Origin of the sequence: Bradyrhizobium sp. SZCCHNR2028 (assembly GCF_032380995.1) — a bacterium.
In the GTDB taxonomy this organism is placed as follows: Bacteria; Pseudomonadota; Alphaproteobacteria; order Rhizobiales; family Xanthobacteraceae; genus Bradyrhizobium.
In genome coordinates, this window is the sequence record NZ_JAUHJF010000011.1 from 59,696 (window position 1) to 85,591 (window position 25,896).

24 protein-coding genes are annotated in these 25,896 nt (G+C 65.7%); 17 read left to right on the plus strand and 7 right to left on the minus strand.

Going from position 1 to position 25,896, the window contains the following annotated elements:
- The first annotated feature begins 14 nt into the window (after nucleotides 1–14).
- The 3 genes from QX121_RS18585 to QX121_RS18595 all read left to right on the plus strand — a co-directional run bounded on the left by QX121_RS18585 (nucleotide 15) and on the right by QX121_RS18595 (nucleotide 3,249).
- Nucleotides 15–1,700, plus strand: coding sequence for a benzoate-CoA ligase family protein (locus QX121_RS18585; protein WP_315812710.1), 1,686 nt, complete (start codon nucleotides 15–17; stop codon nucleotides 1,698–1,700).
- A 21-nt stretch (nucleotides 1,701–1,721) separates the two neighbouring features.
- A complete protein-coding gene (locus tag QX121_RS18590; protein WP_315741182.1) occupies nucleotides 1,722–2,168 on the plus strand; it encodes a RidA family protein in 447 nt (148 codons plus the stop codon).
- A gap of 808 nt (nucleotides 2,169–2,976) precedes the next feature.
- Complete coding sequence (locus QX121_RS18595; protein WP_315812711.1) at nucleotides 2,977–3,249, plus strand: hypothetical protein; 273 nt, start codon at nucleotides 2,977–2,979, stop codon at nucleotides 3,247–3,249.
- A gap of 424 nt (nucleotides 3,250–3,673) precedes the next feature.
- Here the strand turns inward: QX121_RS18595 and QX121_RS18600 are convergent, their stop codons facing one another.
- Nucleotides 3,674–5,041: a vWA domain-containing protein gene (locus QX121_RS18600; RefSeq protein WP_315812712.1), complete on the minus strand. Its 1,368-nt coding sequence runs from the start codon at nucleotides 5,039–5,041 to the stop codon at nucleotides 3,674–3,676.
- Between the two features lie 5 nt (nucleotides 5,042–5,046).
- Complete coding sequence (locus QX121_RS18605; RefSeq protein WP_315773062.1) at nucleotides 5,047–6,006, minus strand: MoxR family ATPase; 960 nt, start codon at nucleotides 6,004–6,006, stop codon at nucleotides 5,047–5,049.
- Nucleotides 6,007–6,268: 262 nt separating this feature from the next.
- Here QX121_RS18605 and QX121_RS18610 point away from each other — a divergent pair, with 262 nt between their 5' ends.
- The 10 genes from QX121_RS18610 to QX121_RS18655 all read left to right on the plus strand — a co-directional run bounded on the left by QX121_RS18610 (nucleotide 6,269) and on the right by QX121_RS18655 (nucleotide 15,407).
- Nucleotides 6,269–6,682 carry a TspO/MBR family protein gene (locus tag QX121_RS18610; RefSeq protein WP_315812770.1) on the plus strand — a complete coding sequence of 138 codons (414 nt, stop codon included), beginning with the start codon at nucleotides 6,269–6,271 and terminating at the stop codon, nucleotides 6,680–6,682.
- Between the two features lie 246 nt (nucleotides 6,683–6,928).
- Nucleotides 6,929–7,828, plus strand: coding sequence for a LysR substrate-binding domain-containing protein (locus QX121_RS18615; protein ID WP_315812713.1), 900 nt, complete (start codon nucleotides 6,929–6,931; stop codon nucleotides 7,826–7,828).
- Between the two features lie 313 nt (nucleotides 7,829–8,141).
- Nucleotides 8,142–9,518 (plus strand): MFS transporter, encoded by a 1,377-nt coding sequence (locus QX121_RS18620; protein WP_315812714.1) that lies wholly within the window; start codon nucleotides 8,142–8,144, stop codon nucleotides 9,516–9,518.
- Between the two features lie 42 nt (nucleotides 9,519–9,560).
- Nucleotides 9,561–10,586 (plus strand): amidohydrolase family protein, encoded by a 1,026-nt coding sequence (locus QX121_RS18625; RefSeq protein ID WP_315779435.1) that lies wholly within the window; start codon nucleotides 9,561–9,563, stop codon nucleotides 10,584–10,586.
- Between the two features lie 18 nt (nucleotides 10,587–10,604).
- Entirely contained in the window at nucleotides 10,605–11,300 is a 696-nt protein-coding gene (gene ligK, locus QX121_RS18630; RefSeq protein ID WP_011925385.1) for a 4-carboxy-4-hydroxy-2-oxoadipate aldolase/oxaloacetate decarboxylase, read from the plus strand.
- 6 nt (nucleotides 11,301–11,306) lie between these two features.
- Nucleotides 11,307–12,245, plus strand: a complete 939-nt coding sequence (locus QX121_RS18635; protein WP_315812715.1) for an NAD(P)-dependent oxidoreductase — start codon at nucleotides 11,307–11,309, stop codon at nucleotides 12,243–12,245.
- A gap of 8 nt (nucleotides 12,246–12,253) precedes the next feature.
- The gene (locus QX121_RS18640; protein ID WP_315776332.1) at nucleotides 12,254–13,168 is read left to right on the plus strand and encodes an amidohydrolase family protein; all 915 of its coding nucleotides are present in this window, start codon (nucleotides 12,254–12,256) and stop codon (nucleotides 13,166–13,168) included.
- 12 nt (nucleotides 13,169–13,180) lie between these two features.
- Nucleotides 13,181–13,570 (plus strand): protocatechuate 4,5-dioxygenase subunit alpha, encoded by a 390-nt coding sequence (gene ligA, locus QX121_RS18645; protein ID WP_315773072.1) that lies wholly within the window; start codon nucleotides 13,181–13,183, stop codon nucleotides 13,568–13,570.
- On the plus strand, nucleotides 13,571–14,434 hold the full coding sequence (locus tag QX121_RS18650; protein WP_315773073.1) for a class III extradiol dioxygenase subunit beta: 864 nt from the start codon (nucleotides 13,571–13,573) through the stop codon (nucleotides 14,432–14,434).
- A gap of 1 nt (nucleotide 14,435) precedes the next feature.
- Nucleotides 14,436–15,407, plus strand: coding sequence for a Gfo/Idh/MocA family oxidoreductase (locus QX121_RS18655; RefSeq protein ID WP_315812716.1), 972 nt, complete (start codon nucleotides 14,436–14,438; stop codon nucleotides 15,405–15,407).
- A 64-nt stretch (nucleotides 15,408–15,471) separates the two neighbouring features.
- Here QX121_RS18655 and QX121_RS18660 read toward each other — a convergent pair whose 3' ends face one another.
- The 3 genes from QX121_RS18660 to QX121_RS18670 are packed head-to-tail and all read right to left on the minus strand — an operon-like array spanning nucleotide 15,472 to nucleotide 18,370.
- Complete coding sequence (locus QX121_RS18660; RefSeq protein ID WP_315812717.1) at nucleotides 15,472–16,626, minus strand: ABC transporter substrate-binding protein; 1,155 nt, start codon at nucleotides 16,624–16,626, stop codon at nucleotides 15,472–15,474.
- A gap of 25 nt (nucleotides 16,627–16,651) precedes the next feature.
- Nucleotides 16,652–17,503 (minus strand): amidohydrolase family protein, encoded by an 852-nt coding sequence (locus QX121_RS18665; protein ID WP_315779443.1) that lies wholly within the window; start codon nucleotides 17,501–17,503, stop codon nucleotides 16,652–16,654.
- Between the two features lie 24 nt (nucleotides 17,504–17,527).
- Nucleotides 17,528–18,370 (minus strand): shikimate dehydrogenase, encoded by an 843-nt coding sequence (locus QX121_RS18670; RefSeq protein WP_315812718.1) that lies wholly within the window; start codon nucleotides 18,368–18,370, stop codon nucleotides 17,528–17,530.
- A gap of 250 nt (nucleotides 18,371–18,620) precedes the next feature.
- On the opposite strand from QX121_RS18670, the gene QX121_RS18675 reads away from it, so the two are divergent.
- Nucleotides 18,621–20,105, plus strand: a complete 1,485-nt coding sequence (locus QX121_RS18675; protein WP_315779447.1) for an AMP nucleosidase — start codon at nucleotides 18,621–18,623, stop codon at nucleotides 20,103–20,105.
- Nucleotides 20,106–20,125: 20 nt separating this feature from the next.
- Here the strand turns inward: QX121_RS18675 and QX121_RS18680 are convergent, their stop codons facing one another.
- A complete protein-coding gene (locus QX121_RS18680; protein WP_315741221.1) occupies nucleotides 20,126–20,449 on the minus strand; it encodes a helix-turn-helix domain-containing protein in 324 nt (107 codons plus the stop codon).
- A 181-nt stretch (nucleotides 20,450–20,630) separates the two neighbouring features.
- Between QX121_RS18680 and QX121_RS18685 the strand changes: the two genes are divergently transcribed.
- Nucleotides 20,631–21,749, plus strand: a complete 1,119-nt coding sequence (locus QX121_RS18685; RefSeq protein WP_315779448.1) for an NADH:flavin oxidoreductase — start codon at nucleotides 20,631–20,633, stop codon at nucleotides 21,747–21,749.
- Nucleotides 21,750–21,854: 105 nt separating this feature from the next.
- Here QX121_RS18685 and QX121_RS18690 read toward each other — a convergent pair whose 3' ends face one another.
- On the minus strand, nucleotides 21,855–23,018 hold the full coding sequence (locus QX121_RS18690; protein ID WP_315741200.1) for a cytochrome P450: 1,164 nt from the start codon (nucleotides 23,016–23,018) through the stop codon (nucleotides 21,855–21,857).
- Nucleotides 23,019–23,151: 133 nt separating this feature from the next.
- Between QX121_RS18690 and QX121_RS18695 the strand changes: the two genes are divergently transcribed.
- Together QX121_RS18695 and pobA are read left to right on the plus strand one after the other, a co-directional pair.
- A complete protein-coding gene (locus tag QX121_RS18695; protein WP_315779450.1) occupies nucleotides 23,152–24,066 on the plus strand; it encodes a helix-turn-helix domain-containing protein in 915 nt (304 codons plus the stop codon).
- Nucleotides 24,067–24,244: 178 nt separating this feature from the next.
- On the plus strand, nucleotides 24,245–25,417 hold the full coding sequence (gene pobA, locus QX121_RS18700; RefSeq protein ID WP_315741202.1) for a 4-hydroxybenzoate 3-monooxygenase: 1,173 nt from the start codon (nucleotides 24,245–24,247) through the stop codon (nucleotides 25,415–25,417).
- The last annotated feature ends 479 nt before the right edge of the window (nucleotides 25,418–25,896 follow it).

Here is a 25,896-nt window from a genome sequence, read left to right on the forward strand (position 1 = left end):
GACAGGAGCCTGTGATGGCCACCGCCGCCAAAGCTCAACTTCCGGACAGCGCAAAGGCGCATAGCGCCCATGTCGACACCTTCGCTCAGGACAATCTGCCGCCGCGCGAGCTGTGGCCCGACTTCGTGTTCAGCCGGCCCGAATTCCACTATCCGCCACGGCTGAACTGTGTGACGCATTTCGTCGACCGCTGGGTCGAGGAAGGGCGGGGCGATGCGCCCTGCATCATCAGCACCGAGGTCAGCTACACCTATTCCGAGCTGCAGGCCCTGGTGAACAAGATCGCCAACGTGCTCGTCAGCAAGCTCGGCCTGGTGCCCGGCGGCCGCGTGCTGCTCCGCTCCGCGAACAATCCGATGATGGTTGCCACCTATCTGGCCGTCATCAAGGCCGGCGGCATCGTGGTCGCCACCATGCCGCTGCTGCGCGCCAAAGAGCTGTCCTATCCGATCCAGAAGGCGCAGATCGCGCTGGCGCTGTGCGACGGCAAGCTCGCCGACGAGATGGAAAAGACGCGCGCGGTCGCGCCGGCGCTGAAGCAGGTCCTGTACTGGGGCAACGGCCGGCCCGACGCGCTGGAAGCGCTGATCGCGGATGCCAGCCCGGACTTCACCGCGGTCGATACGGCCTCCGACGATCTCTGCCTGATCGCGTTCACCTCGGGTACCACCGGGGACCCGAAGGGCACGATGCATTTCCACCGCGACATGCTGGCGGTCTGCGATGGCTACGCCCGCAACGTGCTGCGCGCCAATCAGGGCGACCGCTTCATCGGCACGGCGCCGCTCGCCTTCACCTTCGGCTTCGGTGGCGTGCTGTTTCCGATGCATATCGGCGCCTCCTATGTCGTGCTGGAGAAGACGACGCCGGACGATCTGTTGTCGGCCATCGAGCGCTACAAGGCGACCGTCTGCTTCACCGCCCCGACGGCGTATCGCGCCATGCTCGGCAAGCTCGAAGGCCGTGACATCTCCTCGTTGCGCAAATGCGTTTCCGCTGGCGAGACGCTGCCCAAGCCGACCTTCGATGCCTGGCTCAAGGCGACCGGGCTGAAGTTGATGGATGGCATCGGCTCGACCGAGATGCTGCACATCTTCATCAGCGCCGTCGAGGACGAGATCCGGCCCGGCGCCACCGGCAAACCGGTGCCGGGCTACGAGGCCAAGATCATCGACGATGAAGGCCGCGACGTGCCGCCGGGGACCATGGGGCGGCTCGCGGTGCGCGGTCCCACCGGCTGCCGCTATCTCGCCGACGAGCGTCAGCGCAAATACGTCCAGAACGGCTGGAACGTCACCGGCGACACCTATGTCATGGATGAGGACGGCTACTTCTGGTACCAGTCGCGGTCGGACGATATGATCGTGTCGTCCGGCTACAACATCGCCGGCACCGACGTCGAGGCCGCGCTGCTGACGCATCCCGCGGTCGCCGAATGCGGCGTGGTCGGTGCGCCCGACGAGGCCCGCGGCATGGTCGTGAAGGCCTATGTCGTGCTGGCGCCGGGTGCGGAAGGCACCCCGGCGCTCGTGGCCGAGCTGCAGGAGCATGTCAAACGCGAGATCGCGCCGTACAAATATCCGCGCGTGATCGAGTTCGTGACGCAGCTGCCCAAGACCGAGACCGGCAAGCTGAAGCGGTTCGCCCTGCGCGCGATCGCACAGGCCGCCGCTGCGCCATCGTCGGGCACGGGCGCGTAGCAGAGACAGGGAGAGACGTTCGTGAGCACGACCAAAGCGCCCACGCTCGCCGTGGTGAAGCAGGAGGAGGGCGAAGGCCTGCGCGTCCTGCAGCCGAGCGGCTGGCCGATGCCGAAGGGCTACGCCAACGGCATCAGCGCGGACGGACGGATCGTCGTGACCGGCGGCGTCATCGGCTGGGACGCGAACGAGACGCTGGCCGAGGGCTTCGTGGCGCAGGTCCGGCAGGCGCTGCAGAACATCGCCGCCATCCTGGCCGAGGGCAACGCCGGGCCGGAGCATCTGGTGCGGCTGACCTGGTACGTCGTCGACATGGACGAGTATCTCGCCAACCTGAAGGATCTCGGCAGGATCTATCGCGAGATCTTCGGCAGCCACTATCCGGCGATGGCGCTGGTGCAGGTGGTGCGGTTGGTCGAGAAGGCCGCGCGCGTCGAGATCGAGGCGACCGCGGTGGTGCCGCGCTGAGGGCGACGTTCGAGCGGGAGGCGCGAGACCATGGAGATCTCCGTAAAATGCTGTGAAGCCGGGCTCCGCCGTGCGCATGCGTTCCTCCCACCGGTCTCGGCTCGGGGATAATTGAAGCAAAATCCGCGACGCGGTTTCGACCACACCTCGGCGTGCGACATTGCCCTCTCGCGGCGCAGATGCGTCCGAGCTGTGCTGGTCTCGTTCGCCCTCCTGAAATCGAGGGCGCAGGGAAGGCCGGGTGTCCACCACACCCGCGGCCCCCGTGCGAAAAAAGTGCACGGGGCAGGAACCACAGGTGGGCCGAACATTCCGGCCTTCCCTGCGCGATGGTCTGACGGCTTATACGTGGTCTCCCTGGTGCACCGGGCTTGTTGGCCACCATGGCGCGCGCAATGCGCTGGGCATTGTCACGCACGTGATACCAGCATCGGGGTATCAGGACATCACGACTTCACCGTACGCCGCTACATCACTCGTCTGCGCGAGATGCGCATGATGCAAGCCGCGTCCATCGCAGCCTGCCTCACGTATCGTGACGACGCGTACGCCCCTCTTCGCGAAGCAGGATGGCCGCAACCATCGGTCTGATTTGCCCGACGGCACAAGGCCTGAGCGCTGCGACATGGTAACGCGACGGGCAGTCACACACGGGATCACAGTTGTCGCGCCGTGCGTCGTCACGGACCGAACAAATATGGTCGCTTGATGAGCTTGCTGCCGAACGAAGGGCCAGACATCGCCTTGGCGTAGACAAAAACCTGTTCGAGCGTGGCGGCGCAGTGGCGGGTGAGAGCAGGGGGCGAATTTGGACTGGAAACTCTTCGTAACGACAGCGCTGGCGGCCGCCGTCGGCGCTGCGGCCGGAGCATTGGCCCTGGCCAGTAGCGGCGGCGGCATCGAGCATCAGGCCGACGCCAAGATGCTGGAGATCGGCGTCGCTATCCTGCGCGAGCCGGCGCGGGTGGATGATGATCCGATGCGATCATGGGCGGTGAAAGTGGTGGAGAAGAAGTCGGGTGTGAGTTTTACGGATCAGCAGCGCGCGGCGTTGCTGAAGCGGGCGGCCGGGGGACGGTAGATCAGCGATCGGCTGAATAGCGTGGGCAAAGGCGTGCCTGCGCGATTGCCTGTTTGTCGATGCTGTGTGATAGCAGCCGTGCTGACCATCTTGTGCTGATAGATTTTAGTCGGCGCGCCCCGTGGACTCGGGACCGGTGTCATCAGGTGTCAGAACCAGTTGTGCCTCACGTTCCGGCCGGTGGTTATGGGTCCCGGCGTTCGCCGGGACGACAGTTGTGAGTGGAGCGCACAGCTGTGTAGGACTGCCCCAGTCGAGCGACAACCACCGCTGTCGTCCCGGCGAACGCCGGGACCCATACCGCGGGATTGTCCTTGGGCCCGAATGGGAGAGATATCCAAGGCCCCGACGCGCTGCTCCATCATGTTGTCATTGGGAGGCGCGCAGCTTCGCTGCGCTCGCAATGAGGGGGTGAGAGCGGGGGCTACTGATACGCCGACACGATATCGCTGACGGCGCGCTCCAGCTGCTGCGCGGTCGCGCAGGGGCGGACCACGTTGCAGAAGGTCTGGTAGCGCGGCATCTCGGAATCGCCCCAGCCCCAGGTCACGCGCCCTTCGGGGTTGAGCCAGACCACGCGCTTGGCGCGCTCCGAGATGGCTTTCAGGATGTCGGCGCGTGGGTCGAGCTTGTTGCTGCGGGCGTCGCCGAGCACGATCACGGTGGTCTGCGGCGTGACCGAGGCCATGAACTGCTTCTCGAAATCGACCAGCGAGCTGCCGTAGTCCGACGAGCCGAAGCCGACCTTGTACATGATCTCGGCCATCGCCTCCTCGGCGGATTTCTGCTCGAGGATGCCACTGACCTCGATCAGGTGGCCGGAGAACGCGAACGAGCGGACGTCGCTGACGACGTCATGCAGGCTGTGGATCAGCAGCAGGAAGAAGTCGGAGACGCGCGCGACCGAGCCGGAGACGTCGCACAGCGCCACGATCTTCGGGCGGTCGCGATGCCGCCGCTTCCACGCGGTGAGGAAGGGCACACTGCCCCAGGCGGCGTTACGCCGGAGGGTGCGGCGGACGTCGAGATGGCCGCGGCGCTGGCGCTTGCGCGGCTTGCTGTAGCGCTCGCGCAGGCGGCGGGCGATCTGCCGGATCAGCGCCCGCATCGCCGCGACCTGGCGCGGCTCAATGCGCGATAGCTGCGCGTTGCGCAGGATCTCGTGGCGCAAATTCTCGGTTTCCTCGCGGCCGTACAGTGCGAGCGCCTGCGCAACGGCATCACGCACGGTGTCGCGCAGGCCATCGAGCCCGGCCTGCAGCCGTTCGGCCAGCGCGGGATTGCTTTCGGTCAGTGCGTCCAGATCGTCGCGCAGTCGCTGGATGCCCATCGTCTCCAGCATGCGGCTGGAGAACAGGCCGCGCTGGGTGAAGTAGCGGATCTCGGAAAGGCCGACGGCGCTGGAGGCGTTGGCGATCGCAGCCGAGATCTCGGCCGTGCTCTGCGCGAGCAGCATCTGGGCAAGGGGGCCGAGCTCGGTATTCGCTTTGCCGGTCTGCTGCCCCAACGTCGGCGCTGGCTGGGCTTCGGTCTGCGCCGCCTCCTCTGATCCCTCGTTCGTCTCTGCCTGTGCCGGATCGACATGGGCGAAGAACAGGTCGAAGCAGGCGCCGAGCGCCTTCTTCTCGTCCTCGCTCTTGGCCAAGGTCAGCAGCAGGCTGTCGCGCAGCACCGTGCGATCGGACAGGCCCACGCGCGCCACTGCCCGCATCGCGTCGATGCTCTCGGCCGGCGAGACATGCACGCCGGCGCCGCGAGCGGCGCGAAAGAAGCGATGCAGGTTCTCCTGCATGGGCCCTATCCGAAGATGTTCTGGCGCTGCGCCTTGGCGACGAAGGTCGTCACCTGCGGCAGCGCCACCTCGATGTCGGACTCGTATTTCAAGAGCACGTTGAGCGTGTCCTTGACCACCTCATGGCCGAGCTCGGCCGCCTGCAGCAGCACCAGCACGCGGGCCCAGTCGATGGTCTCGCTGACCGACGGCTGCTTCTTCAGGTCGAGCGTGCGGATGTCATGGATGAAAGCCACGAGCTGCCGCCGCAGGGTTTGCGAGATGCCGGGGATGCGGCTCTCGACGATGCGCTCCTCCAGCTTCTGCTCCGGGAAGCCGATGTGCAGATGCAGGCAGCGCCGCTTCAGGGCGTCGCCGAGATTGCGCTCGGAGTTGGAGGTCAGGATCACGGTCGGCGGCTTGGCGGCGGCGATGCTGCCGAGCTCGGGGATCGTGACCTGGAAGTCCGACAGGATCTCCAGCAGCAGCGACTCGAACTCGGCGTCGGACTTGTCGATCTCGTCGATCAGGAGCACGCAGCCATCAGGCTCGAGCAGGGCCTGCAACAGCGGCCGGGGTTCGACGAATTCCTTGGAGAAGAACACGTCGCCGAAATCATGCAGCTGGGCGAGCGCCGCGTGCAGCGTCTGCGCGCCGCCGAGCACCTCGCCGAGCTTGTCCTTCAGGATCTGGGTGTAGAGCAGCTGCTTGGCGTATTTCCACTCATACAGCGCCTTGGCCTCGTCGAGCCCCTCATAGCATTGCAGCCGGATCATCTTCAGGCCGCGCCAGGCGGCGATGGCCTTGGCGAGCTCGGTCTTGCCGACGCCGGCCGGGCCCTCGACCAGGATCGGCTTGTCGATCGCCTGCGACAGGTAGACGGCGGTGGCGATCTGGCGGCTGGCGATATAGCCCTGCGCGGCGAGGCCGGCTTCGACGGCGGCGATCGAGGCGATGGCTGAAGAGGGGGCCGGGGAATCAGCCACTGATCGAACTCCGTTTCCTTGGGCAGTCGGACCTGGGGCTGACGTGATCGGCGGTCCGGTCCCTGCGATGCCCGTCAGGCGAAACCCCTGACATTTGCTGGCTTTGTGTTATGTCCTGGCTACGCGCCCGGCCCATCCTTGTCCAGTGCGGGCGCGTCGGCAGGGCAGCATGGCTGCCTGTCCCGGATCGACGGACCCCGAAAATCACGCCGAGCGGAATATGAACCGATCCATCCTGCATCTCTTCGTCCTCCTGGTCCTCGTGGTCGGAGGCGGCTGGATCATCGGCGCCTCCAACATGCCCGGCGCCTGGTACGGCTCGCTCAACAAGCCGCCGTTCAATCCGCCGAACTGGCTGTTTCCGATCGCCTGGACCGTGCTCTACATCCTGGTCGCGATCGCCGGCTGGCGGACGTATGAGCGCGTCGGCAGCGGTGCGGTGATGCAGGTGTGGTGGGGCCATTTGGTCCTGAACTTCGCGTGGTCGCCGGTGTTCTTCACCGCGCATCTGATGTGGGTGGCGTTCGCGATCATCGTCAGCATGTTCGTGCTGATCGTGACCTTCATCGTGATGCAATGGCGCGACGACCGGATCGCGGCGCTGCTGTTCGTGCCCTATGCCTGCTGGGTCGCGTTTGCGTCCGCGCTGAATTTTTCGGTGAACGTGCTGAACTGAGATGAGGCGGCTGATGGGGCGAAGCTTAGGACGGTTGGCCAGGCTGCCGCGGCATCCTCCGCCGTCGTCCCGGCGAACGCCGGGACCCATACCGCGGACGGCCGATTGTTGGAAACGGCTCTGCGTCATCTTTCTTTCTCGACAGAGGGCCCCGGTGGTTATGGGTCCCTGCTTTCGCAGGGACGACAGCGGAGGGTGGGGCAGCCGGCTGGGCATACTGAGGCATGATGTTCGAGGCCTCCAGCCATGAACCTCAAGCAGCTCGAATATTTCGTGCAGGTCGCCGAGCTCGGCTCGTTCAGCAAGGCGGCAAGCGTGCTCGACGTGGCGCAGCCGGCGCTGTCGCGGCAGGTGCGGGCGCTGGAATCCGAATTGAAGCAGCAGCTGTTCGCGCGCAACGGCCGTGGGGTGGCGCTAACCGAGGCCGGCAAGCGGCTGCTCGACCATAGCGTCGGCGTGCTGCAATTGGTGGCGCATGCGCGCGAGGATCTCGGCGCCAGCCGCGACGCGCCGGTCGGCCGCGTCACCATCGGCCTGCCGCCGAGCATCGCGCGGCAATTGACGCTGCCGCTGATCGACCGCTTCCGCAAGGAATATCCGGCGGCGCGGCTCGCGGTGGTCGAAGGGTTGTCGACGCATGTCGTCGAGTGGGTGACCAGCGGCCGCATCGATGTCGGCATGGTCTATAATCCCGAGGCCCAGGCCGGCATCGAAATTACGCCGGTGCTGCAGGAGCCCTTGGCGCTGGTCAGCCACGCGCCCAAGGGCAAGCGCCGGGTCACCGCGCCGCTGCCGATGGCGGAGCTGTCACGCTATCAGCTGATCATGCCGGAGCGGGTGCATGCGATGCGGCGTCTGCTGGAGACGCAAGCCGCGCTCGCCGGCATCAAGCTCGACATCGCCTGGGAAGTGTCGAGCGTGCCCTCGATCATCGACCTCGTCTGCGCCGGCTACGGCCACGCCGTGCTGACCCCGAGCGGCGTCGCCGCGTCCGGGCGCGCGAGCGAGCTCGCGATCCGTCCGCTGACCGAGCCGGCGCCGACCAGCGTGCTGTGCCTGGTGACATCAGCGCACAAGCGGCCGACCCCGCTGGCCCAGCACACGATGAAGCTGGCGACGGCCCTGATCAGAAAGCTGCCGCGTTGACTGCAGCAATCCGTTTCGGCTCGGCGGTTGCCACCCTCCCCCTCCAGGGGAGGGTGGAGCCCGGGGCGTCTACGTGATGCGCAATCCGCAGCCCAGACCCGTTGAGACCCATTCTAAAATCAGCATGGCTCACCTGATATCTTATGCCGTTTTGGAATAGCTGATAGACGCAGCCCGGCGCTGGCGCGCCCTGTCGCGCCCGGTCACATATCTCGTCAAGCCGCCGCAGGCGCAGGGCTGATCGCGCACGGACGCGCGCTCCTTGCGGACCTCGGCGAACGAGCAAGAACAGCCCCTAAGGAAAGCAGAAACGATGCAAACGACCGGCCGCGTCGACGTCCAGGCCTTTCTCGACGATCACAAGTTCTCCGCCTTCCAATGGCTGATCTTCGCGCTCGGCTTCGTCATCGTGCTGCTCGACGGCTTCGACACCGCTGCGATCGGCTTCATCGCGCCGTCGCTGCTCAAGGAGTGGGGCATCGAGAAGTCGGCGCTCGGCCCGGTGCTGAGCGCGGCGCTGTTCGGGCTTGCCGCCGGCGCGCTGTTCGCCGGTCCCGTGGCTGACCGTCTCGGCCGCAAGCTGGTGCTGGTCGGCTCGGTGCTGATCTTCGGCGTCGCCTGCCTGGCCTCGGCGTTCGCGACCAACCTGACCGAACTCACCGTGCTCCGTTGTGTCACCGGCATCGGCCTCGGCGCCGCCATGCCGAATGCCGTGACCCTGCTCAGCGAGTATTGCCCGGGCCGGCTGCGCGCCACCATGACCAATTTGATGTTCTGCGGCTTCCCGCTGGGCGCGGCCTGCGGCGGCTTTCTGGCCGCCTGGATGATCCCGCAATGGGGCTGGCGCAGCGTGCTGGTGCTCGGCGGCGTGACGCCGCTGGTGCTGACCGTGCTGCTGATCGTGATCCTGCCGGAATCCGTGCATTATTTGCTGTCGCGCGGCGCGAGCGTCGAGCGCGTGCGCAAGGTGATGCGCAGGATCTCTGCCGCGGCCGTCGATGTCGGCCAGTTCGTGATGCTCGAGCCGGAGCATGCCGAGACCACCCGGCGCGTCAACGCCACCGGCATCGGCATGGTGCTGTCGCCGGTGCTGCGCGTCGGCTCGCTGATGCTGTGGGTCACCTATTTCATGGGGCTCGTGATCTTCTACTCGCTGATCAACTGGATGCCGGTCCTGTTCAAGGATGTCGGGCTCAACCCGCAGACAGCGACCCTGATCTCGGCGCTGTTCCCGCTCGGCGGCGTCGGCGCGGTGTTCTTCGGCCTGCTGATGGACCGCTTCAACGCCAACCGCATCGTTGCGGTCGGTTACGCCCTGACCGCGGTGACGATCTTCCTGATCGGCCAGGCGGTCGGTAACATCGGCTTGCTGGTGGTGATCGTGTTCGTCGCCGGCGTGGTCATGAACACGGCCCAGTCGTCGCTGCCGGCGCTGGCCGCCTCCTTCTACCCGACCCAGGGCCGGGCCACCGGCGTGGCCTGGATGATGGGCATCGGCCGCTTCGGCGGTATTGCCGGCTCCTTCCTGGTCGCCGAGCTCACGGCCCGCCATCTGACCTTCAGCGAGATTTTCACCGTGATCGCAGTTCCCGGCTTGATCGCGGCGCTCGCCCTTGTGGTAAAGCAGGCCGTGGGACCGGGAGGCCGCGCCAGCGGCAAGGATGTCGGCAGCCCTGTGATTGCGCATTGAGCGGCGCCCCGGAAGACAGAGAAGCTTGAGGGAGAGACTGACGTGATCATCGACGTGCACGGCCATTACACGACGGCCCCGAAGGCGCTCGAAGAGTGGCGCAACCGGCAAATCGCGGGCATCAAGGATCCCTCGGTGATGCCGAAGGCCTCCGAGCTTTCGATCAGCGATGACGAGCTGCGCGAGAGCATCGAGAGCAACCAGCTCAAGAAGATGAAGGAGCGCGGCAGCGATCTCACCGTGTTCTCGCCGCGCGCGAGCTTCATGGCCCACCACATCGGCGACTTCCAGGTGTCCTCGACCTGGGCCGCGATCTGCAACGAGCTGTGCTATCGCGTCAGCAAGCTGTTCCCGGACAATTTCATTGGCGTCGCGATGCTGCCGCAGTCACCCGGCGTCGACCCCAAGACCTGCATTCCCGAGCTGGAGAAATGCATCAAGGAGTACGGCTTCGTCGGCATCAATTTGAACCCGGACCCGTCCGGCGGCCACTGGACCTCGCCGCCGCTGTCGGACCGGCACTGGTATCCGATCTACGAGAAGATGGTCGAGCTCGACATCCCCGCGATGATCCACGTCTCGACCAGCTGCAACGCCTGCTTCCACACCACCGGCGCGCATTATCTCAACGCCGACACCACGGCGTTCATGCAGTGCCTGACCTCGGACCTGTTCAAGGATTTCCCGACCCTGAAGTTCCTGATCCCGCATGGCGGCGGCGCGGTGCCCTATCACTGGGGCCGGTTCCGCGGCCTCGCCCAGGAGCTGAAGAAGCCGCTGTTGAAGGATCACCTCCTCAACAACATCTTCTTCGACACCTGCGTCTATCACCAGCCGGGCATCGACCTGCTGACCGGCGTGATTCCGATCGACAACATCCTGTTCGCGTCCGAGATGATCGGCGCCGTCCGCGGCATCGATCCCGAGACCGGCTTCTATTACGACGACACCAAGCGCTACATCGAGGCCGCCAAGCTGACGCCCGAGCAGCGCCACCAGATCTACGAAGGCAATGCGCGGCGCGTATTCCCGCGTCTCGACGCCGCGCTGAAGGCCAAGGGCAAGTGATTTAAGGGCAGACGAGCGATGAGCACCCCCATGAACAATCTCGGCATCGTCAAGACGAAGATCACCCGCGCCGACAAGGCCGCGGTGGAGAAGCTGTCGAAATTCGGCGTCGCCACCATCCACGAGGCGATGGGCCGGGTCGGGCTGATGCAGTGCTATATGCGTCCGATCTATCCGACGGCGAAGATGTGCGGCACCGCCGTGACCGTGCTGCTGCAGCCGGGCGACAACTGGATGCTGCATGTCGCGGCCGAGCAGATCCAGCCCGGCGACGTCGTCGTCGCGGCCTGCACGGTCGAGAACACCGACGGCTTCTTCGGCGATCTCCTGGCCACCAGCTTCCGCGCCCGCGGTGCCCAGGGCCTCGTGATCGACGGCGGCGTGCGCGACGTCGCTGATCTCACCGAGATGCAGTTTCCGGTGTTCTCGCGCGCAATTTCCGCACGGGGAACGGTGAAAGCCACGCTGGGCTCGGTCAACATCCCGATCGTCTGCGCCGGTGCGGCGGTCAATCCGGGCGACGTGATCGTCGCCGACGTCGACGGCATCGTCGTCGTGCCGGCCGCGGTCGCGCATCAGGCCGCGGACGCCGCCGCCGCGCGCGAGGCCAACGAGGCCGACAAGCGCGAGAAGCTGGCGTCCGGCGTGCTCGGACTCGACATGTACAAGATGCGCGAGCCCTTGGCGAAGGCCGGGCTCAAATATATCGATTGAGCAGCAATGACCGCAGCGTCCAACCCAAGTCCTTCTAACCGATGGCATGTCGGGCTGATCGGCTACGGCGAGGTCGGCAAGATCCTCGCCGAGGATCTGCGCAAGGACGGCGTGCGCGTCTGCGCCTTCGACGTGAAGTTGGCTGACGCTAGGGGCGACGCGATGCGCAGCCACGCCGCTGAAATCGGCGTGACGCTCGCAGCCTCGCATGCCGAATTGGCAGCGCAGGCCGACTTCATCGTCTCCGCGGTCACCGCGAGCCAAGACGTGGCGGTGGCGCAGGCCTGTGCTGCCACGATCAAGCCAGGCGCCTGGTTCCTCGACTTCAACTCGGCCTCGCCCGGCGCCAAGCAGCGCGCCGCCGCGCTGATCGACGGCGCCGGTGGACGCTATGTCGAAGGCGCGGTCATGACGTCGGTGCCGCCCTATCGCATCAAGGTGCCGCTGCTGCTCGGCGGCTCCGGCGCGCGCGAACTGGCGCCGCTGCTCAACGATCTCGGCTTCGCCGCGAAGTTCGCCAGCGACAAGCTCGGCGTGGCCTCGGCGACCAAGATGTGCCGCAGCATCATGATCAAGGGTCTCGAGGCGATGGTGATCGAGAGCTTCACCACCGCGCGCGCCTATGGCGTCGAGGATGCGGTGCTGGCTTCGCTGCAGGAGACGTTCCCCGGCATCGACTGGGAGAAGCAGGGCGCCTATTTCTTTCAGCGCGTGATCGAGCATGGCCGCCGCCGCGCCGAGGAGGTAAGGGAGGTCGCCGAGACCGTGCGCGACATCGGCCTGACGCCGTGGTCAGCGGAAGGCACGGCCGAGCGCCAGGCCTGGGTCGCCGATCTCGCCGATGGCGGCCTGTTCGGCACCCGCGGAGCCAAGGACTTCGCGCGCAGCCCGGACTGGCGGACCGAGGCCGATCGCATTCTCAACAAGATCAAGTCCAAGGAGTAGGGAACCTCATGGAGTTCCAGAAGACCCCGGGATGGCTCGACTGGTACGACGGTCCGTCGAAGCCGCGCTTCAAGGTGCCGGCCGGCAGCGTCGATGCGCATTGCCACGTGTTCGGCCCCGGGGCCGAATTCCCCTATGCGCCCGAGCGCAAATATACGCCCTGCGACGCCTCCAAGCAGCAGCTCTATGCGCTGCGCGACCATCTCGGCTTCGCGCGCAACGTCGTGGTGCAGGCGACCTGCCACGGCGCCGACAACCGCGCCATGGTCGATGCGCTCGTGCATTCCAACGGCAAGGCCCGCGGCGTCGCCACGGTGAAGCGCAGCGTCAGCGACGCCGAGCTGCAGGCGATGCACGACGCCGGCGTGCGCGGCGTCCGCTTCAACTTCGTCAAGCGCCTGGTCGACTTCACGCCCAAGGATGAGCTCATCGAGATCGCCAACCGCATCAACAAGCTCGGCTGGCACGTCGTGATCTACTTCGAAGCCGTCGACCTGCCGGAGCTGTGGGACTTCTTCACCTCGCTGCCGACCACCGTCGTCGTCGACCACATGGGTCGTCCCGATGTGACCAAGCCGGTCGATGGTCCCGAGTTCGAGCTGTTCGTGAAGTTCATGCGCGAGCACGGCAACGTCTGGTCCAAGGTGAGCTGCCCGGAGCGTCTCTCGGTCAAGGGACCGCCGGCGCTGAACGGCGAGCAGAACGCTTATCGCGACGTGGTGCCGTTCGCCAGGCGCATCGTCGAGACCTTCCCGGATCGCGTGCTGTGGGGCACCGACTGGCCGCATCCGAACCTGAAGGACCACATGCCCGACGACGGCCTCCTGGTCGATTTCATTCCGCATATCGCTGTCACGCCGGAGCTGCAGCACAAGCTCCTGGTCGACAATCCGATGCGGCTTTACTGGCCGGACGAATCCTGAAGGAGAGAAGCGATGTCGCTCGACAAACCCTATACCGACGTTCCCGGCACGACCATCTTCGACGCGGACATGTCGCGGATGGGTTATCACCTCAACCAGTTCTGCATGTCGCTGATGAAGGCGGAGAACCGCGCCCGCTTCAAGGCCAATGAGCGCGCCTATCTCGACGAATGGCCGATGACCGAGGAGCAGAAGCAGGCCGTGCTCGACCGCGACCTCAACCGCTGCATTTCGCTCGGCGGCAACATCTACTTCCTCGCCAAGATCGGCGCGACCGACGGCAAGAGCTTTCAGCAGATGGCCGGCAGCATGACCGGCATGACCGAAGATCAATATCGCGACATGATGATCAAGGGCGGCCGCTCGGTCGAGGGCAACCGCTACACCGGGGAGAAGAAGTAAATGGCCCATATCTCCGCAAGCGTCTTCACCTCGCACGTCCCGGCGATCGGCGCAGCCCTCGACCTCGGCAAGACCGGCGAGGATTATTGGAAGCCGGTGTTCGCCGGCTACGACTTCGCCAAGCAGTGGGAGAAGGAGCAGAAGCCCGACGTCGTGTTCCTGGTCTTCAACGACCACGCCACCGCCTTCAGCCTGGAGATGATCCCGACCTTCGCGATCGGCACTGCGGCCGAATATCAGCCGGCCGACGAGGGCTGGGGTCCGCGTCCCGTGCCGAAGGTGATCGGCCATCCCCGGCTCGCTGCGCACATCGCGCAGTCGGTGATCCAGGACGATTTCGACCTCACGATCGTCAACAAGATGGACGTCGACCACGGCCTCACCGTGCCGCTGAGCCTGATCTTCGGCCAGGTGGATGCCTGGCCGTGCCCGGTGATCCCGTTCGCGGTCAACGTCGTGCAATATCCGGTGCCGTCGGGCCGCCGCTGCTTCATGCTGGGCAAGGCGATCCGCAAGGCGATCGAGAGCTATGACGAGCCGCTCAACGTGCAGATCTGGGGCACCGGCGGCATGAGCCACCAGTTGCAAGGGCCGCGCGCCGGCTTGATCAACCGCGAGTGGGACAACGCCTTTCTGGACCGACTGATCAACGATCCGGAAGGGCTGTCGAAGGTGCCGCACATCGAATACGTGCGCGAGGCCGGCAGCGAGGGTATCGAGCTCGTGATGTGGCTGATCGCGCGCGGCGCCATGAGCGACGTCAACGAAGCCAAGAAGGGCAACGCGCCGACCGTGCGTCACCGCTTCTACCATGTGCCGGCCAGCAACACCGCCGTCGGCCATCTGATCCTGGAGAACAACTGATATGGCCAAAGACGGTTCTAAGACCATCAAGGTCGCGCTCGCCGGCGCCGGCGCCTTCGGCATCAAGCATCTCGACGGCATCAAGAACATCGACGGTGTCGAGGTGGTGTCGCTGGTCGGGCGCCGCTTCGACCAGACCAAGGAAGTCGCCGACAAATACGGCATCAAGCACGTCTCGACCGAACTCGCCGACAGCCTGAAGCTGCCGGAGGTTGACGCCGTCATTCTCTGCACGCCGACCCAGATGCATGCGGCGCAGGCGATCGACTGCCTCAAGGCCGGCAAGCATGTTCAGGTCGAGATCCCGCTCGCCGACTCGCTCAAGGATGCGCAGCAGGTCGTCGAGCTGCAGAAGGAGACTGGGCTGGTCGCGATGTGCGGCCACACCCGCCGCTTCAACCCCAGCCATCAATTCGTGCACAAGAAGATCAAGGCCGGCGAATTCCACATCCAGCAGATGGACGTGCAGACCTACTTCTTCCGTCGCACCAACATGAATGCGCTGGGCCAGCCGCGCAGCTGGACCGATCACCTGCTGTGGCACCACGCTGCCCACACCGTCGACCTGTTCGCCTATCAGGCGGGCTCGCCGATCGTGAAGGCCAATGCGGTGCAGGGACCGATCCATCCCAGCCTCGGCATCGCCATGGACATGTCGATCCAGCTCAAGGCCGCCAATGGCGCGATCTGCACCTTGTCGCTGTCGTTCAACAATGACGGCCCGCTCGGCACCTTCTTCCGCTACATCGGCGACACCGGCACCTATATCGCCCGCTACGACGATCTGGTGAACGGCAAGGAAGAGAAGATCGACGTCTCCAAGGTCGACGTCTCCATGAACGGCATCGAGCTGCAGGACCGCGAGTTCTTCGCCGCCATTCGCGAGGGCCGCGAGCCCAACGCCTCGGTGGCCCAGGTGCTGCCCTGCTACCAGGTGCTGCACGATCTCGACGAGCAGCTCGCCAAGGGCTGAGACTATCCCTCCTCGCGCGTATACGCGCGGGGAGGGTACTTCCCAGGCGCGGCCCCGCGGCCGCTTATGGCGTCTTGGACGGCTTCAGCTTCGGCAGCGTCGCCACGATCTTCTGCTTGCCGTCGACGATCTCGGCCAGGAAGCTCTCCCGGTCGATGTCGCCGTTCTGGTCCCAGCTTGCTTCCATCAGCATGCCGGGCGCCTTGTCGGGCGTGAGCGTCAGCCCCTTCATGGTGGCGCCGAAGGCGTGGCCGTCGAACTTGCCGATCATCTCGGTCACATATTTGATGAGGTAGACCGCGGTGTAGCCCTTGATGCCGTTATGGTCGGGCCAATAGCGGTAGCGCTCGTTGAACTTCTTCGCAAAGGCCTGGATGGCTGGGACCGGCGCATCCGCGCTCAGGCCGACATGGCCGCGCACGCCGTTGGCGGCGGGGCCTGCGAGCTCCACGACCTTCTGACTGAGCAGCGTCGTCTCTCCGAACAGCGGCACCGACAATCCCTGACGTTTGGCCTCGATCAGGAAACGCGCGCTTTCTTCCTCGTTGGTGTAGACGAAGATCGCGTCGGCCTTGACGTTCTTCAGCTTGATCACGTCCGAGCCGAAATCGACCTGGCCCTGCTCGGTCGAAATGTCGGACACGACGTCGATGCCGCGGGTCTTCATCTCCTTGACAAAGCTGTCGCGGCCGCCTTTGCCGAAATCGTTATTCACCCAGACCACCGCGACCGATTTCACCTTCAACTGGTCGTGCAGATAATTGGCGATCTTCGGCATGCTGAACTGTTGGCCGAAGGCGGTGCGGAAGATCCAGGGGTTGCCCTGCGTGGTGATGTCGGCCGCCTCGGCGCCGACGATCTGTGGCACCTCGGCCTGCTGCGTCAGCGCCATGTTGACCTTGACCGAGCCGGAGTAGATCGGACCGAGCACGACGTAAGGCTCGCGGTCGAGCACCTTCTGGACCTGGGCGCGGGAGACGCCCGGATTGCTCTGGGTGTCGAGATGCTCGGTCGCGATCCTGCGGCCGAGAATGCCGCCAGCGGCATTGATTTCGTCGACCGCAAGCGCGACGCCATCGCGCCAGTTCGTGCCCGACACCGCTCCCGGGCCGGACAGCTCGACGATGTTGGGAATGTAGACGGTGTTCTCGGCATGCGCATGGAAGCCCCACAGCGAAGCGGCCAGCGCAACGCCGCTCAGTCGTCCCAGATGTCTCACGATATCCTCCCCCTTTGTTTTTTGCTTATGGTGACGAACTCATCGGTATCTCTGCAAAGCCCAGCAGCCGCGATGGCGTTCGCCATAGCAGCCGATGCTGGTCGTTGGGATCTGGAAAGATTGCGGTGATGCCGGCCAGCAGCGGCCCGTAGTCGAGCCGTTCAGGCGCACGCAGGAAAGGCCAGTCCGAGCCCCAGACGCAACGATCGAGCGTGAAGGCATCGACGAGCGCGGCGATGAACGGCCACGTATCGGCGTAGGGATAGGGCTGCCGCGCGAACTTGTAGTAGCCGGATAGCTTCACATAGGCATCACGCTCGCGGCCGAGTGCGAGCAGCGCCTGGAAGGCGGCGCGCTTCAGCCCGTGTTCGACGGCAGGCCGGCCGCAGTGATCGAACACGAGACGGACTTTTGACCTTTCAATGAGCGGCAGCAAGTCGAGCAGTTGATCCTGCTCGACCTGGACCTGCAGGAACAGGTCGAGGTCGGCCAGCTTCTCCAGCAGCGCTGCGGCATCGCGGTAATAGGCGGTGCCGTGAAACGGCACGTTGAAGGCGATGCCGACGACGCCGGCAGCCTTGAGCCGCTGCAGCTCCTTGATCTCGACGTCCTTCTCGACGACAGCGACGCCCTTGAACCGCCCGTTTCCGAGTCCGAGCGTATCGAGCAGGATGCGGCTATCCGAGCCATAGCCGGAATTGGTCGCGACGATCAGCGCGTGCCGGACGTCGAAGACGTCGAGCACGCGAATGAGATGCGCGGCGGGCGCAATTTCCTGGCCGGTCGGACGATAGGGCGTATCCGGCGCGTAGGGGAAGCGCGCGGGATCGATGGCGTGGATGTGGCAATCGATCCTGGGGCCTGCCGGAAGTGCCATGGTCGAGCCCTCTCTGACCGACGTTCAGAACGTCGCCTGAATTGCCTTGATCAGTTCGGGCGTGACGTCGGGCAGCACCCCGAACCAGGCCTGGAAGGCGAGGCGGGCCTGGTTGAGCAGCAGGCCGAGCCCGTTCACCGTCGTGCAGCCGCGCCCGCGCGCGTCCGCGAGGAAGGGCGTCTCCAGCGGCGTGTAGATCAGGTCTGCCACGAGCGTCTTGGCTGAGAGCCGCCCCAGATCGATCTCCAGCGCCGGCTTACCGATCATGCCGCGATCGGTGCTGTTGATCAGCAGCGCGACGTCGGCCACCGCCGCCGAGCGGTCGTCCCACGCCACCGTGCTGATCGCCGACCCGAACTCGGCCGCAATGGCCTGCGCCTTCTCGGCGGTGCGGTTGCTGATGCGGATGTCGCGGGCGCCGTTCTCCAGCAGCGCCACCACCACCGCGCGCGCAGCGCCGCCGGCGCCGAGCAAGAGAATAGGACCTTCGTCGGCGCGCCAGTCCGGCCTGGCGTCGCGCAGGCTCTGGACAAAGCCGTTGCCGTCATTGTTGAAGCCGCTCAGCGTGCCGTCGGATTCGACGACAATGGTGTTGACGGCGCCGATGCGGCGTGCGGTTTCGTTCACCCGATCGAGCAGCGGCATCGCCGTCTGCTTGTGCGGCATGGTGACGTTGCAGCCGCGAAAGCCGAGTGCCACCAGTCCTGCGAGCGCATCCTTCAGCCGCTCCGGCTGAACCGCGAGCGGCACATAGGCGCCGCGCAGGCCGTGCGCGTTGAGCCAGAAATTGTGGATCGTGGGGGAGCGGGAGTGAGTAACGGGCATGCCGATGACGCCGGCCAATCCGAATCCATTCGCTTGCGACATGCTGCGCGATGACCTCCCTTTTCAGATATCGGCCTGTCCCGGCCAATGTGAAACCGTCTTATGAGCAATGACGCGCACAGGCAATTGAAACATTCGGCCACAAATCCTTGTCGCAATGCAGCGCATCATGGCTCAATGTCCAGTTCATAGGCGTCATCGCGTGACCCGCCCCCTGGGCAAAGCCAGGGGTGATTTCTATGATTGCGCAAGTCTGCCTCGACGACCGTCCGCCGGACCCAAAGGATCGCCATTGACTGTCCAATCTCCGCCACCCGTGGCAACAGAAACCTTCACCGACGCGGCCGCCGCGGTGGCCCGGCTCGAGGAGATCTACGAGCGCAATACCGCTTTCCTGCGCGGCCATTTCGAGGCCTATGCCAACGGCGTCGTGCCGGCGACACGGATCCGCGCCACCTATCCCTTCGTGCGGCTGACCACCGCAAGTCACGCCCGGCTCGATTCGCGTCTCGCCTACGGCTTCGTTGCGGGTCCTGGCGTGCACGAGACCAGCGTCACGCGGCCGGACCTGTTCCGCTCGTACCTGACCCAGCAGATCCGCCTGCTGATCGAAAACCACGGCGTACCGGTCGAGATCGGCGAGTCGGCTGAGCCGATCCCGGTCCATTTCGCCTATCGGCGCGACATCAACATCGAGACGGCGCTGCCGCATCACGAGAGCCCGCTGGTGACGCGCTCCTTGCGCGACGTGTTCGACGTGCCGGATCTGTCGACCATGGACGACGCCATCGCCGACGGCACGCTCGAGCTGACGCCGGGCATGCCGGAGCCGCTGTCGCTGTTTCGCGCCGCGCGCGTCGACTACTCGCTGCGCCGTCTCTATCACTACACCGGGACCGATCCCGACCACTTCCAGAACTTCGTGATCTTCACGAACTACCAGTTTTACGTCGATGCCTTCGCGGATTGGGGCCGTCAGCAGCTCGCGGCGGGGCAGGGCGCCGCCGAGACGTTCGTCGAGCCGGGCAACGTCATCACGCGCAATGCGCGGCTCGGCGGCGGCACCACAGGCGCGGCGCCGTCGCGCACGCCGCAGATGCCGGCCTTTCACCTGGTCGAGCCCGGGCACCAGGGCATTACCCTGATCAACATCGGCACCGGGCCCTCGAACGCACGCAACGTCACCGACCACATCGCGGTGCTGCGGCCGCATGCGTGGCTGATGGTCGGCCATTGTGCGGGTCTTCGCAACACGCAGCGGCTCGGCGACTATGTGCTGGCGCACGGCTATGTCCGAGAGGATCATGTGCTGGACCAGGAGCTGCCACCCTGGGTGCCTATCCCGGCGCTTGCGGAGGTGCAGGTCGCACTGGAAGAGGCCGTCGAGGCGGTCACCGGCTTTTCCGGTTTCGAGCTGAAGCGGCTGATGCGCACCGGCACCGTCGCCAGCGTCGACAATCGCAACTGGGAGATCAGCGGTCCGGCGGTGATCCGGCGGCTGTCGCAATCGCGCGCCATCGCGCTCGACATGGAGTCGGCAACGATCGCGGCCAATGGCTATCGCTTCCGCGTGCCTTACGGCACGTTGCTCTGCGTGTCCGACAAGCCGCTGCATGGCGAGATCAAGCTCGCCGGCATGGCGGGCGACTTCTATCGGCAGCGCGTCGGCCAGCATCTCCAGATCGGGCTGAAGGCGCTGGAGCTCCTGAAACACCAGGAGTCGGAGCGGCTGCATTCGCGCAAGCTGCGCAGCTTCGCCGAAGTCGCATTTCAATAGCGGCCCGTGGCCGCCTGGGATCAGCGGCCCCGGCGCCCGTCGAACGCCTGACGCGCCTGCTCGACCTCCGGCATCTTGGCGATGGTCCAGGCGTAGAGCGCGCGGAACGGTGGCTGCAGGGTACGGCCGAGCGGCGTGATCTCGTATTGGACCGCGACCGGCGAGTCCGCGATCACCTCGCGGGCGACGAGGCCGTTGCGCTCCAGCCGGCGCAGGCATTGCGTCAGCGCCTTCTGGGTGACGCCCTCGAGCTGCTTTTTGATCGCGTTGAAGCGCAGCGGTCCGGAGTCGAGCACCGCCAGCACCATCATCGACCATTTGTCGGCGATCTGGTCGATCAGCACCCGGCTCGGGCATTCCGACGAGAAGTGCTGCGGCTTGCAGCGGAGCGGGGCGGTCTCTGATGTCGACGTGGCGGTCACGACAGCGGTTTCCTCGGATATACCTGAGCGACTTTGGGTGCCTGATTGACTTCAGGTTTACGAAGTATACTGGAGCGGTTCCGAACGCAATGGAGCCCCCTGAATGTCCGATCTCGATACCAGCGTGCTGTTTCGTCCCTTCCGCCTGAAGACGCTGGAGCTGAAGAACCGCATCGTCATGGCGCCGATGACCCGCAATGCGGCGCCGAACGGCATTCCCGGCGAGGCCAACGCCGCTTATTACCGCCGCCGCGCCGAAGGTGGCGTGGGGCTGATCCTCACCGAGGGCACGGTCGTCAACCGCCCGGCCTCGCGCAACGAGCCCAATATTCCCTTCTTCCACGGCGATGCCGCGCTGGCCGGCTGGCAGAGCGTCGCCACGGCCGTGCACGCCGCCGGCGGCCGCATCGCGCCACAGATCTGGCACACCGGCTCGACCAAGGGCATGAGCCGCTGGGAGCCCGATGCGCCGGTCGAGAGCCCGTCCGGGCTGGTTGCGCCGGGCAAGCCGCGCGGCAACGCGATGAGCGAGAACGACATTGCCGACGCCGTCGCCGCATTCGCGCAAGCCGCGGCCGATGCCAAGCGGGTCGGCTTCGACACCGTCGAGATCCACGGTGCGCACGGCTATCTGATCGATGAGTTCTTCTGGTCCGGCACCAACAAGCGCGAGGACCGCTATGGTGGCGCCACCATCAAGGAGCGCTCGCGCTTCGCTGGCGAGGTCGTCGCCGCGATCCGCAAGGCGGTGGGTCCCGATTTCCCGATCATCCTGCGCGTCAGCCAGTGGAAGCAGCAGGACTATGCGGCGCGCCTCGCAGAGACGCCGGCGCTGATGGCCGACTGGCTGCAGCCGCTGGTCGCGGCCGGCGTCGACATCCTGCACTGCTCGCAGCGCCGTTTCTGGGAGCCGGAATTCCCGGACGTGGACGGCGAGAAGGGCCTGAACTTTGCCGGCTGGGCCAAGAAGATCACGGGGGCTGCGACCATCAGCGTCGGCTCGGTCGGCCTGTCCGATGAATTCTTCTCGGCGTTTGCCGGCAAGCCGTCGACGACGGCCGATCTCGACGCGCTGCTGGAGCGCATGGCCAAGGAGGAGTTCGACCTCATTGCGGTCGGCCGCGCGCTGATCAGCGATGCCGAATGGGTCGCGAAGATCAAGTCCGGTGACAAGGCGGGCCTGAAGGGCTTCAGCGCGGCGGATCTCGGCGCGCTGGTGTAAGCTCTTGTCGACCCGTTGGTGCCCCTCGCCCGGCGCAAGCGGGGCGAGGGGGCGTACCGTCAGCGAGGCGCGAGCTCGAGCCTGCCATCCCGTCCTTGCGACGGACTAATGCACCGTCAGCTCGAGATACATCGGGCTGCGGAAGGTCGAGGACGGCATCCAGGGCAATTGCTCCTGGGTGCGGCGATAGTCCGGCACGACCTTGTGCAGCTCGTCGAACGCGATCCTGATCGCCATGCGCGCGATCGCCGATCCCAGACAGGCGTGCACGCCGCCGCCGAAACCGAGATGGCCGCGCGGTTTCCGCGCGATGTCGTAGACATCCGGATTGGGAAACTGCCGCTCGTCGCGGTTGGCGGAGCCGTAGGCGAGGCAGACGAAATCGCCCTCGCGCATGGTCTGGCCGTGCAAGGTGACGTCCTTCTGCAGGCAGCGGCGGAAGCGCTGCGCCGAGGTGTTGAAGCGCAGCGACTCTTCCACGGCGTCCGCCATCAGGTCGGGATTGGCGACGACGGCCCGGCGCGCCTCGGCGTGATCGGCGAGATTGTAAGCCAGCATCGTCATGAAACCGCCGAGCGACTCGATGCCGGCCATGATCAGCGTTGTCGTCGTCAGCAGCACCTCGCGCTCGTCGAGCTTGTCGCCGTCGATCTCGGCCATGCTGAAATGCGAGATCAAGTCGTTCTGCGGCCGCGCGCGGCGCTCCGCGATGATGCCGGCCGCATAGTCCTGCATCCAGTTGTAGGCTGCGATGTGCTGCGGTCCCTTGGCGCGGCTCACCGGATCGCTCTGCACCATCAGCACAGCCTTGTCGCGCACAGTCTGCTCGTCGCCGAGCGGCAGGCCGAGCGCGGCGAACAGCACGCGCACGGTGAATTTCGAGGAGAACGCCTCGATGAAGTCGAACCGGTCCTGGCCGCGCAGTGCCTCGGCGCAGTCGCGCGCGATGTCGCGGATCGGGCCTGACAGGCTCTCCAGATTGCGCTTCATGAAGGCATGCTGGACGAGGCCGCGCAGCCGGTCGTGGCGCGGCGGGTCGGTGGTGCCGAGCGTCGCGCCGGCACGGTTCGGCAGCTCGGTCATCAGGTTGCCCTTGGCCGACGAATAGGTCTGCCAGTTCGTTCCGGCCGCCGCCACATCGGCATAGCGCGACAGAATCCACACCTGGGCCTGCGGGCTCCAGAAGCATGGGTGCTCGTCCCGCAGCGTCTTGTAGAACGGGAACGGGTCGGCATCGACCGCAGGCGAATACGGGTCGAACGCGAACATGTTGGGCCTCCTCTCCATTGAGTGTGGTCGTTGTTGTTCTTTTCACTGATCTAGCCGAGCCGTGGCCGCGGCGTGAGACACGAAAGCCGGCCAAGACTTGTACTTTTCCGACATTCAGGGTTAGCTCTCGCTCATGCCCCGCTTTCGCACCAAGCCGTCGATCCCCGCGTTCGCGCTCTACGGCGAAGCGTCGGCCGCGCAGCCGGACATGCTGCATGTCGAGCCGATCCAGGTGCGCAGCAAGCTCTATCGCTGGGAGATCGAGGCGCATACGCACCAGGGCCTGCACCAGATCCTCTGGGTCGCTGCCGGTCCAGCCGAGATCGCCTTGGACGAAAGCCGCGAGCGCTGTACCGGCCCGGTCGCCGTGATCATTCCGCCCGGCGTGGTCCATGCCTTCCGCTTCTCGCGCGACACCGACGGCTATGTGCTGACGTTCAATCCGCGGGCGGTGGTGGAGGGCGATGTGCCGGCGACCGGCGAGGCGCTGCGCGACCTGTTCGCAACCGCGCAGATCCTGCATCTCGATGCGCAGGCGGTCGCGACGCGGCGCATCGCCGCGCTGTTCGTCGACCTCGCCGACGAGTTCGCCGCGGCCGATTCCGCGGCCTCACCGGTGCCGCATTGGCTCGGTCGCTCGATCGTGTGGCGGCTGGCGCAGCAGAGCGCGCGGCAGTCGCAAGGCGCGCGGCGCGGCAGCGGGCATGCGGCGCTGTTCACCCGCTTCATCGTGCTGGTCGAGGCGCATCACCGCGATCACTGGTCGGTGGCGCGCTACGCCGACGAGCTCGGCATGACGCCGGAGCGGCTCAATCGGTTGACGCGGGCTGAGACCGGCCAGTCCGCGCTCGACATCGTGCATGCGCGGCTGGCGCGCGAGGCGTGCCGGCGGCTCACCTATATTGCAGCGCCGGTGTCGAAGCTGGCGTTCGAGCTCGGTTTCAAGGACCCGGCCTATTTCTGCCGCTTCTTCAAGCGGCACACCGGGACGAGCCCGCGCGACTATCGCCGTGCGATGGGGGTGGGGGACGGCGCGGCGCCGCCGTAAGGGTGATCGGCGCCGCCCGATACCACCTTCGCATTCGTTTTGCATCGCGGCATGGTGTCGGAAAAGTGCAAGAGAATGCCGCGTCCATCCAAGTGATCCCAGCACATTCCTTGCTAAAATCAGCGATTGAAAAGCATACCCAACAAGCCTGCGTCTGCGAATCCGGGAGAACACGCCCATGAAAGTCCAAGTCTGCATCATCGGCGGAGGCCCGTCGGGCCTGATGCTGTCGCAGCTCCTGCACCTGCAGGGCATCGATACGATCATCCTGGAGAAATCCAGCCGCGACTACGTGCTGTCGCGCATCCGCGCTGGCGTGCTCGAGCACGGCTTTGCCGAGCTGATGCGCGAGGCGCAGTGCGGCGAGCGCATGGACCGCGAGGGCGAGATTCATCACGGCTTCTACATCGCCCATGACGGCAAGCTCGACCGCGTCGACCTGCACAAATATTCCGGCGGCAACTCGGTGATGGTCTACGGCCAGACCGAGCTGACGCGCGATCTCTACGAGGCCCGCGACAAGCTCGGCGGCAAGGTCGTGCACAACGCGACCGACGTGACGCCGCACGACATCGCCTCCGACAAGCCTTACGTCACCTACCGTCAGGACGAGGAGGTCGTCCGCATCGACTGCGACTACATCATCGGCGCCGACGGCTTCCACGGCGTCAGCCGCAAATCGATCCCGCACGACAAGCTGACGGAATACGAGCGGGTGTATCCGTTCGGCTGGCTCGGCGTGCTGTCGCGCACCAAGCCTGTGTCGCCGGAATTGATCTATGCCAAGCACGAGCGGGGCTTTGCGCTGTGCTCGCTGCGCTCGCAGGTGCTGAGCCGCTACTATGTCCAGGTGCCGCTGACCGACAAGGTCGAGGACTGGAGCGACGATGCGTTCTGGGAGGAGCTGAAGCGCCGGCTGCCGGCCGAGATCGCGGCCAAGCTGATCACCGGACCGTCGATCGAGAAGAGCATCGCGCCGCTGCGCAGCTTCGTCGCCGAGCCGATGCGCTACGGCCGGCTGTTCCTCGCCGGCGACGCCGCCCACATCGTGCCGCCGACCGGCGCGCGCGGGCTGAACTCGGCTGCGTCCGACATCTACTATCTCTATCATGCGCTGCTCGATCACTACAAAAAGGGCGACGACCGCGGCATCGACGGCTATTCGCAACGGGCGCTGGCGCGGATCTGGAAGGCGCAGCGCTTCTCCTGGTGGATGACGACGCTCTTGCATCGCTTCCCCGACCGGCTGTCCTACGACGACAGACTGCAGGACACCGAGCTCGCTTATCTGTTCTCGTCGGAGGCCGCGCAGCGGTCGCTGGCGGAGAACTATGTCGGACTGCCTTTCTAGCGAGGTCAACGCGACGCGTTTCGCCTGCGCTGCTTGATGGCACCACGCATCAGTCGCCTCGCTGTCGTCCCGGCGAACGCCGGGACCCATACCCCCAGGGAGCGGTTTGAGGCAGGCTGGCGATTGGCTTTGTGCCCATCATGACTGCCGCGGAGTATGGGTCCCGGGTCGGCGCCGTGACGCGCTTCGCGCCTCACGGCTTGCCCGGGACGACGGTTGGGATAGATCGGATTCACGTCTCAAACAGCGCAGGCAGGACGTGGCAACGCGGTCTCGCGGCACATGATGCCCGAGGTCTGCGATCAACTCGCCCCTCCCATAATCGAGAGGGCGCAGGGAATGCCGGGTGAAGGCCTCACCCATGGCCCGCCTGCGTAAGAAAATGCAGGCGGCAGGTACCACAGGTGCAGCCGAACACTCCGGCATTCCCTGCGCGGCAGTCTCACGCTTATACGCAGTCTCCCTGGTGCGCCGGGCTT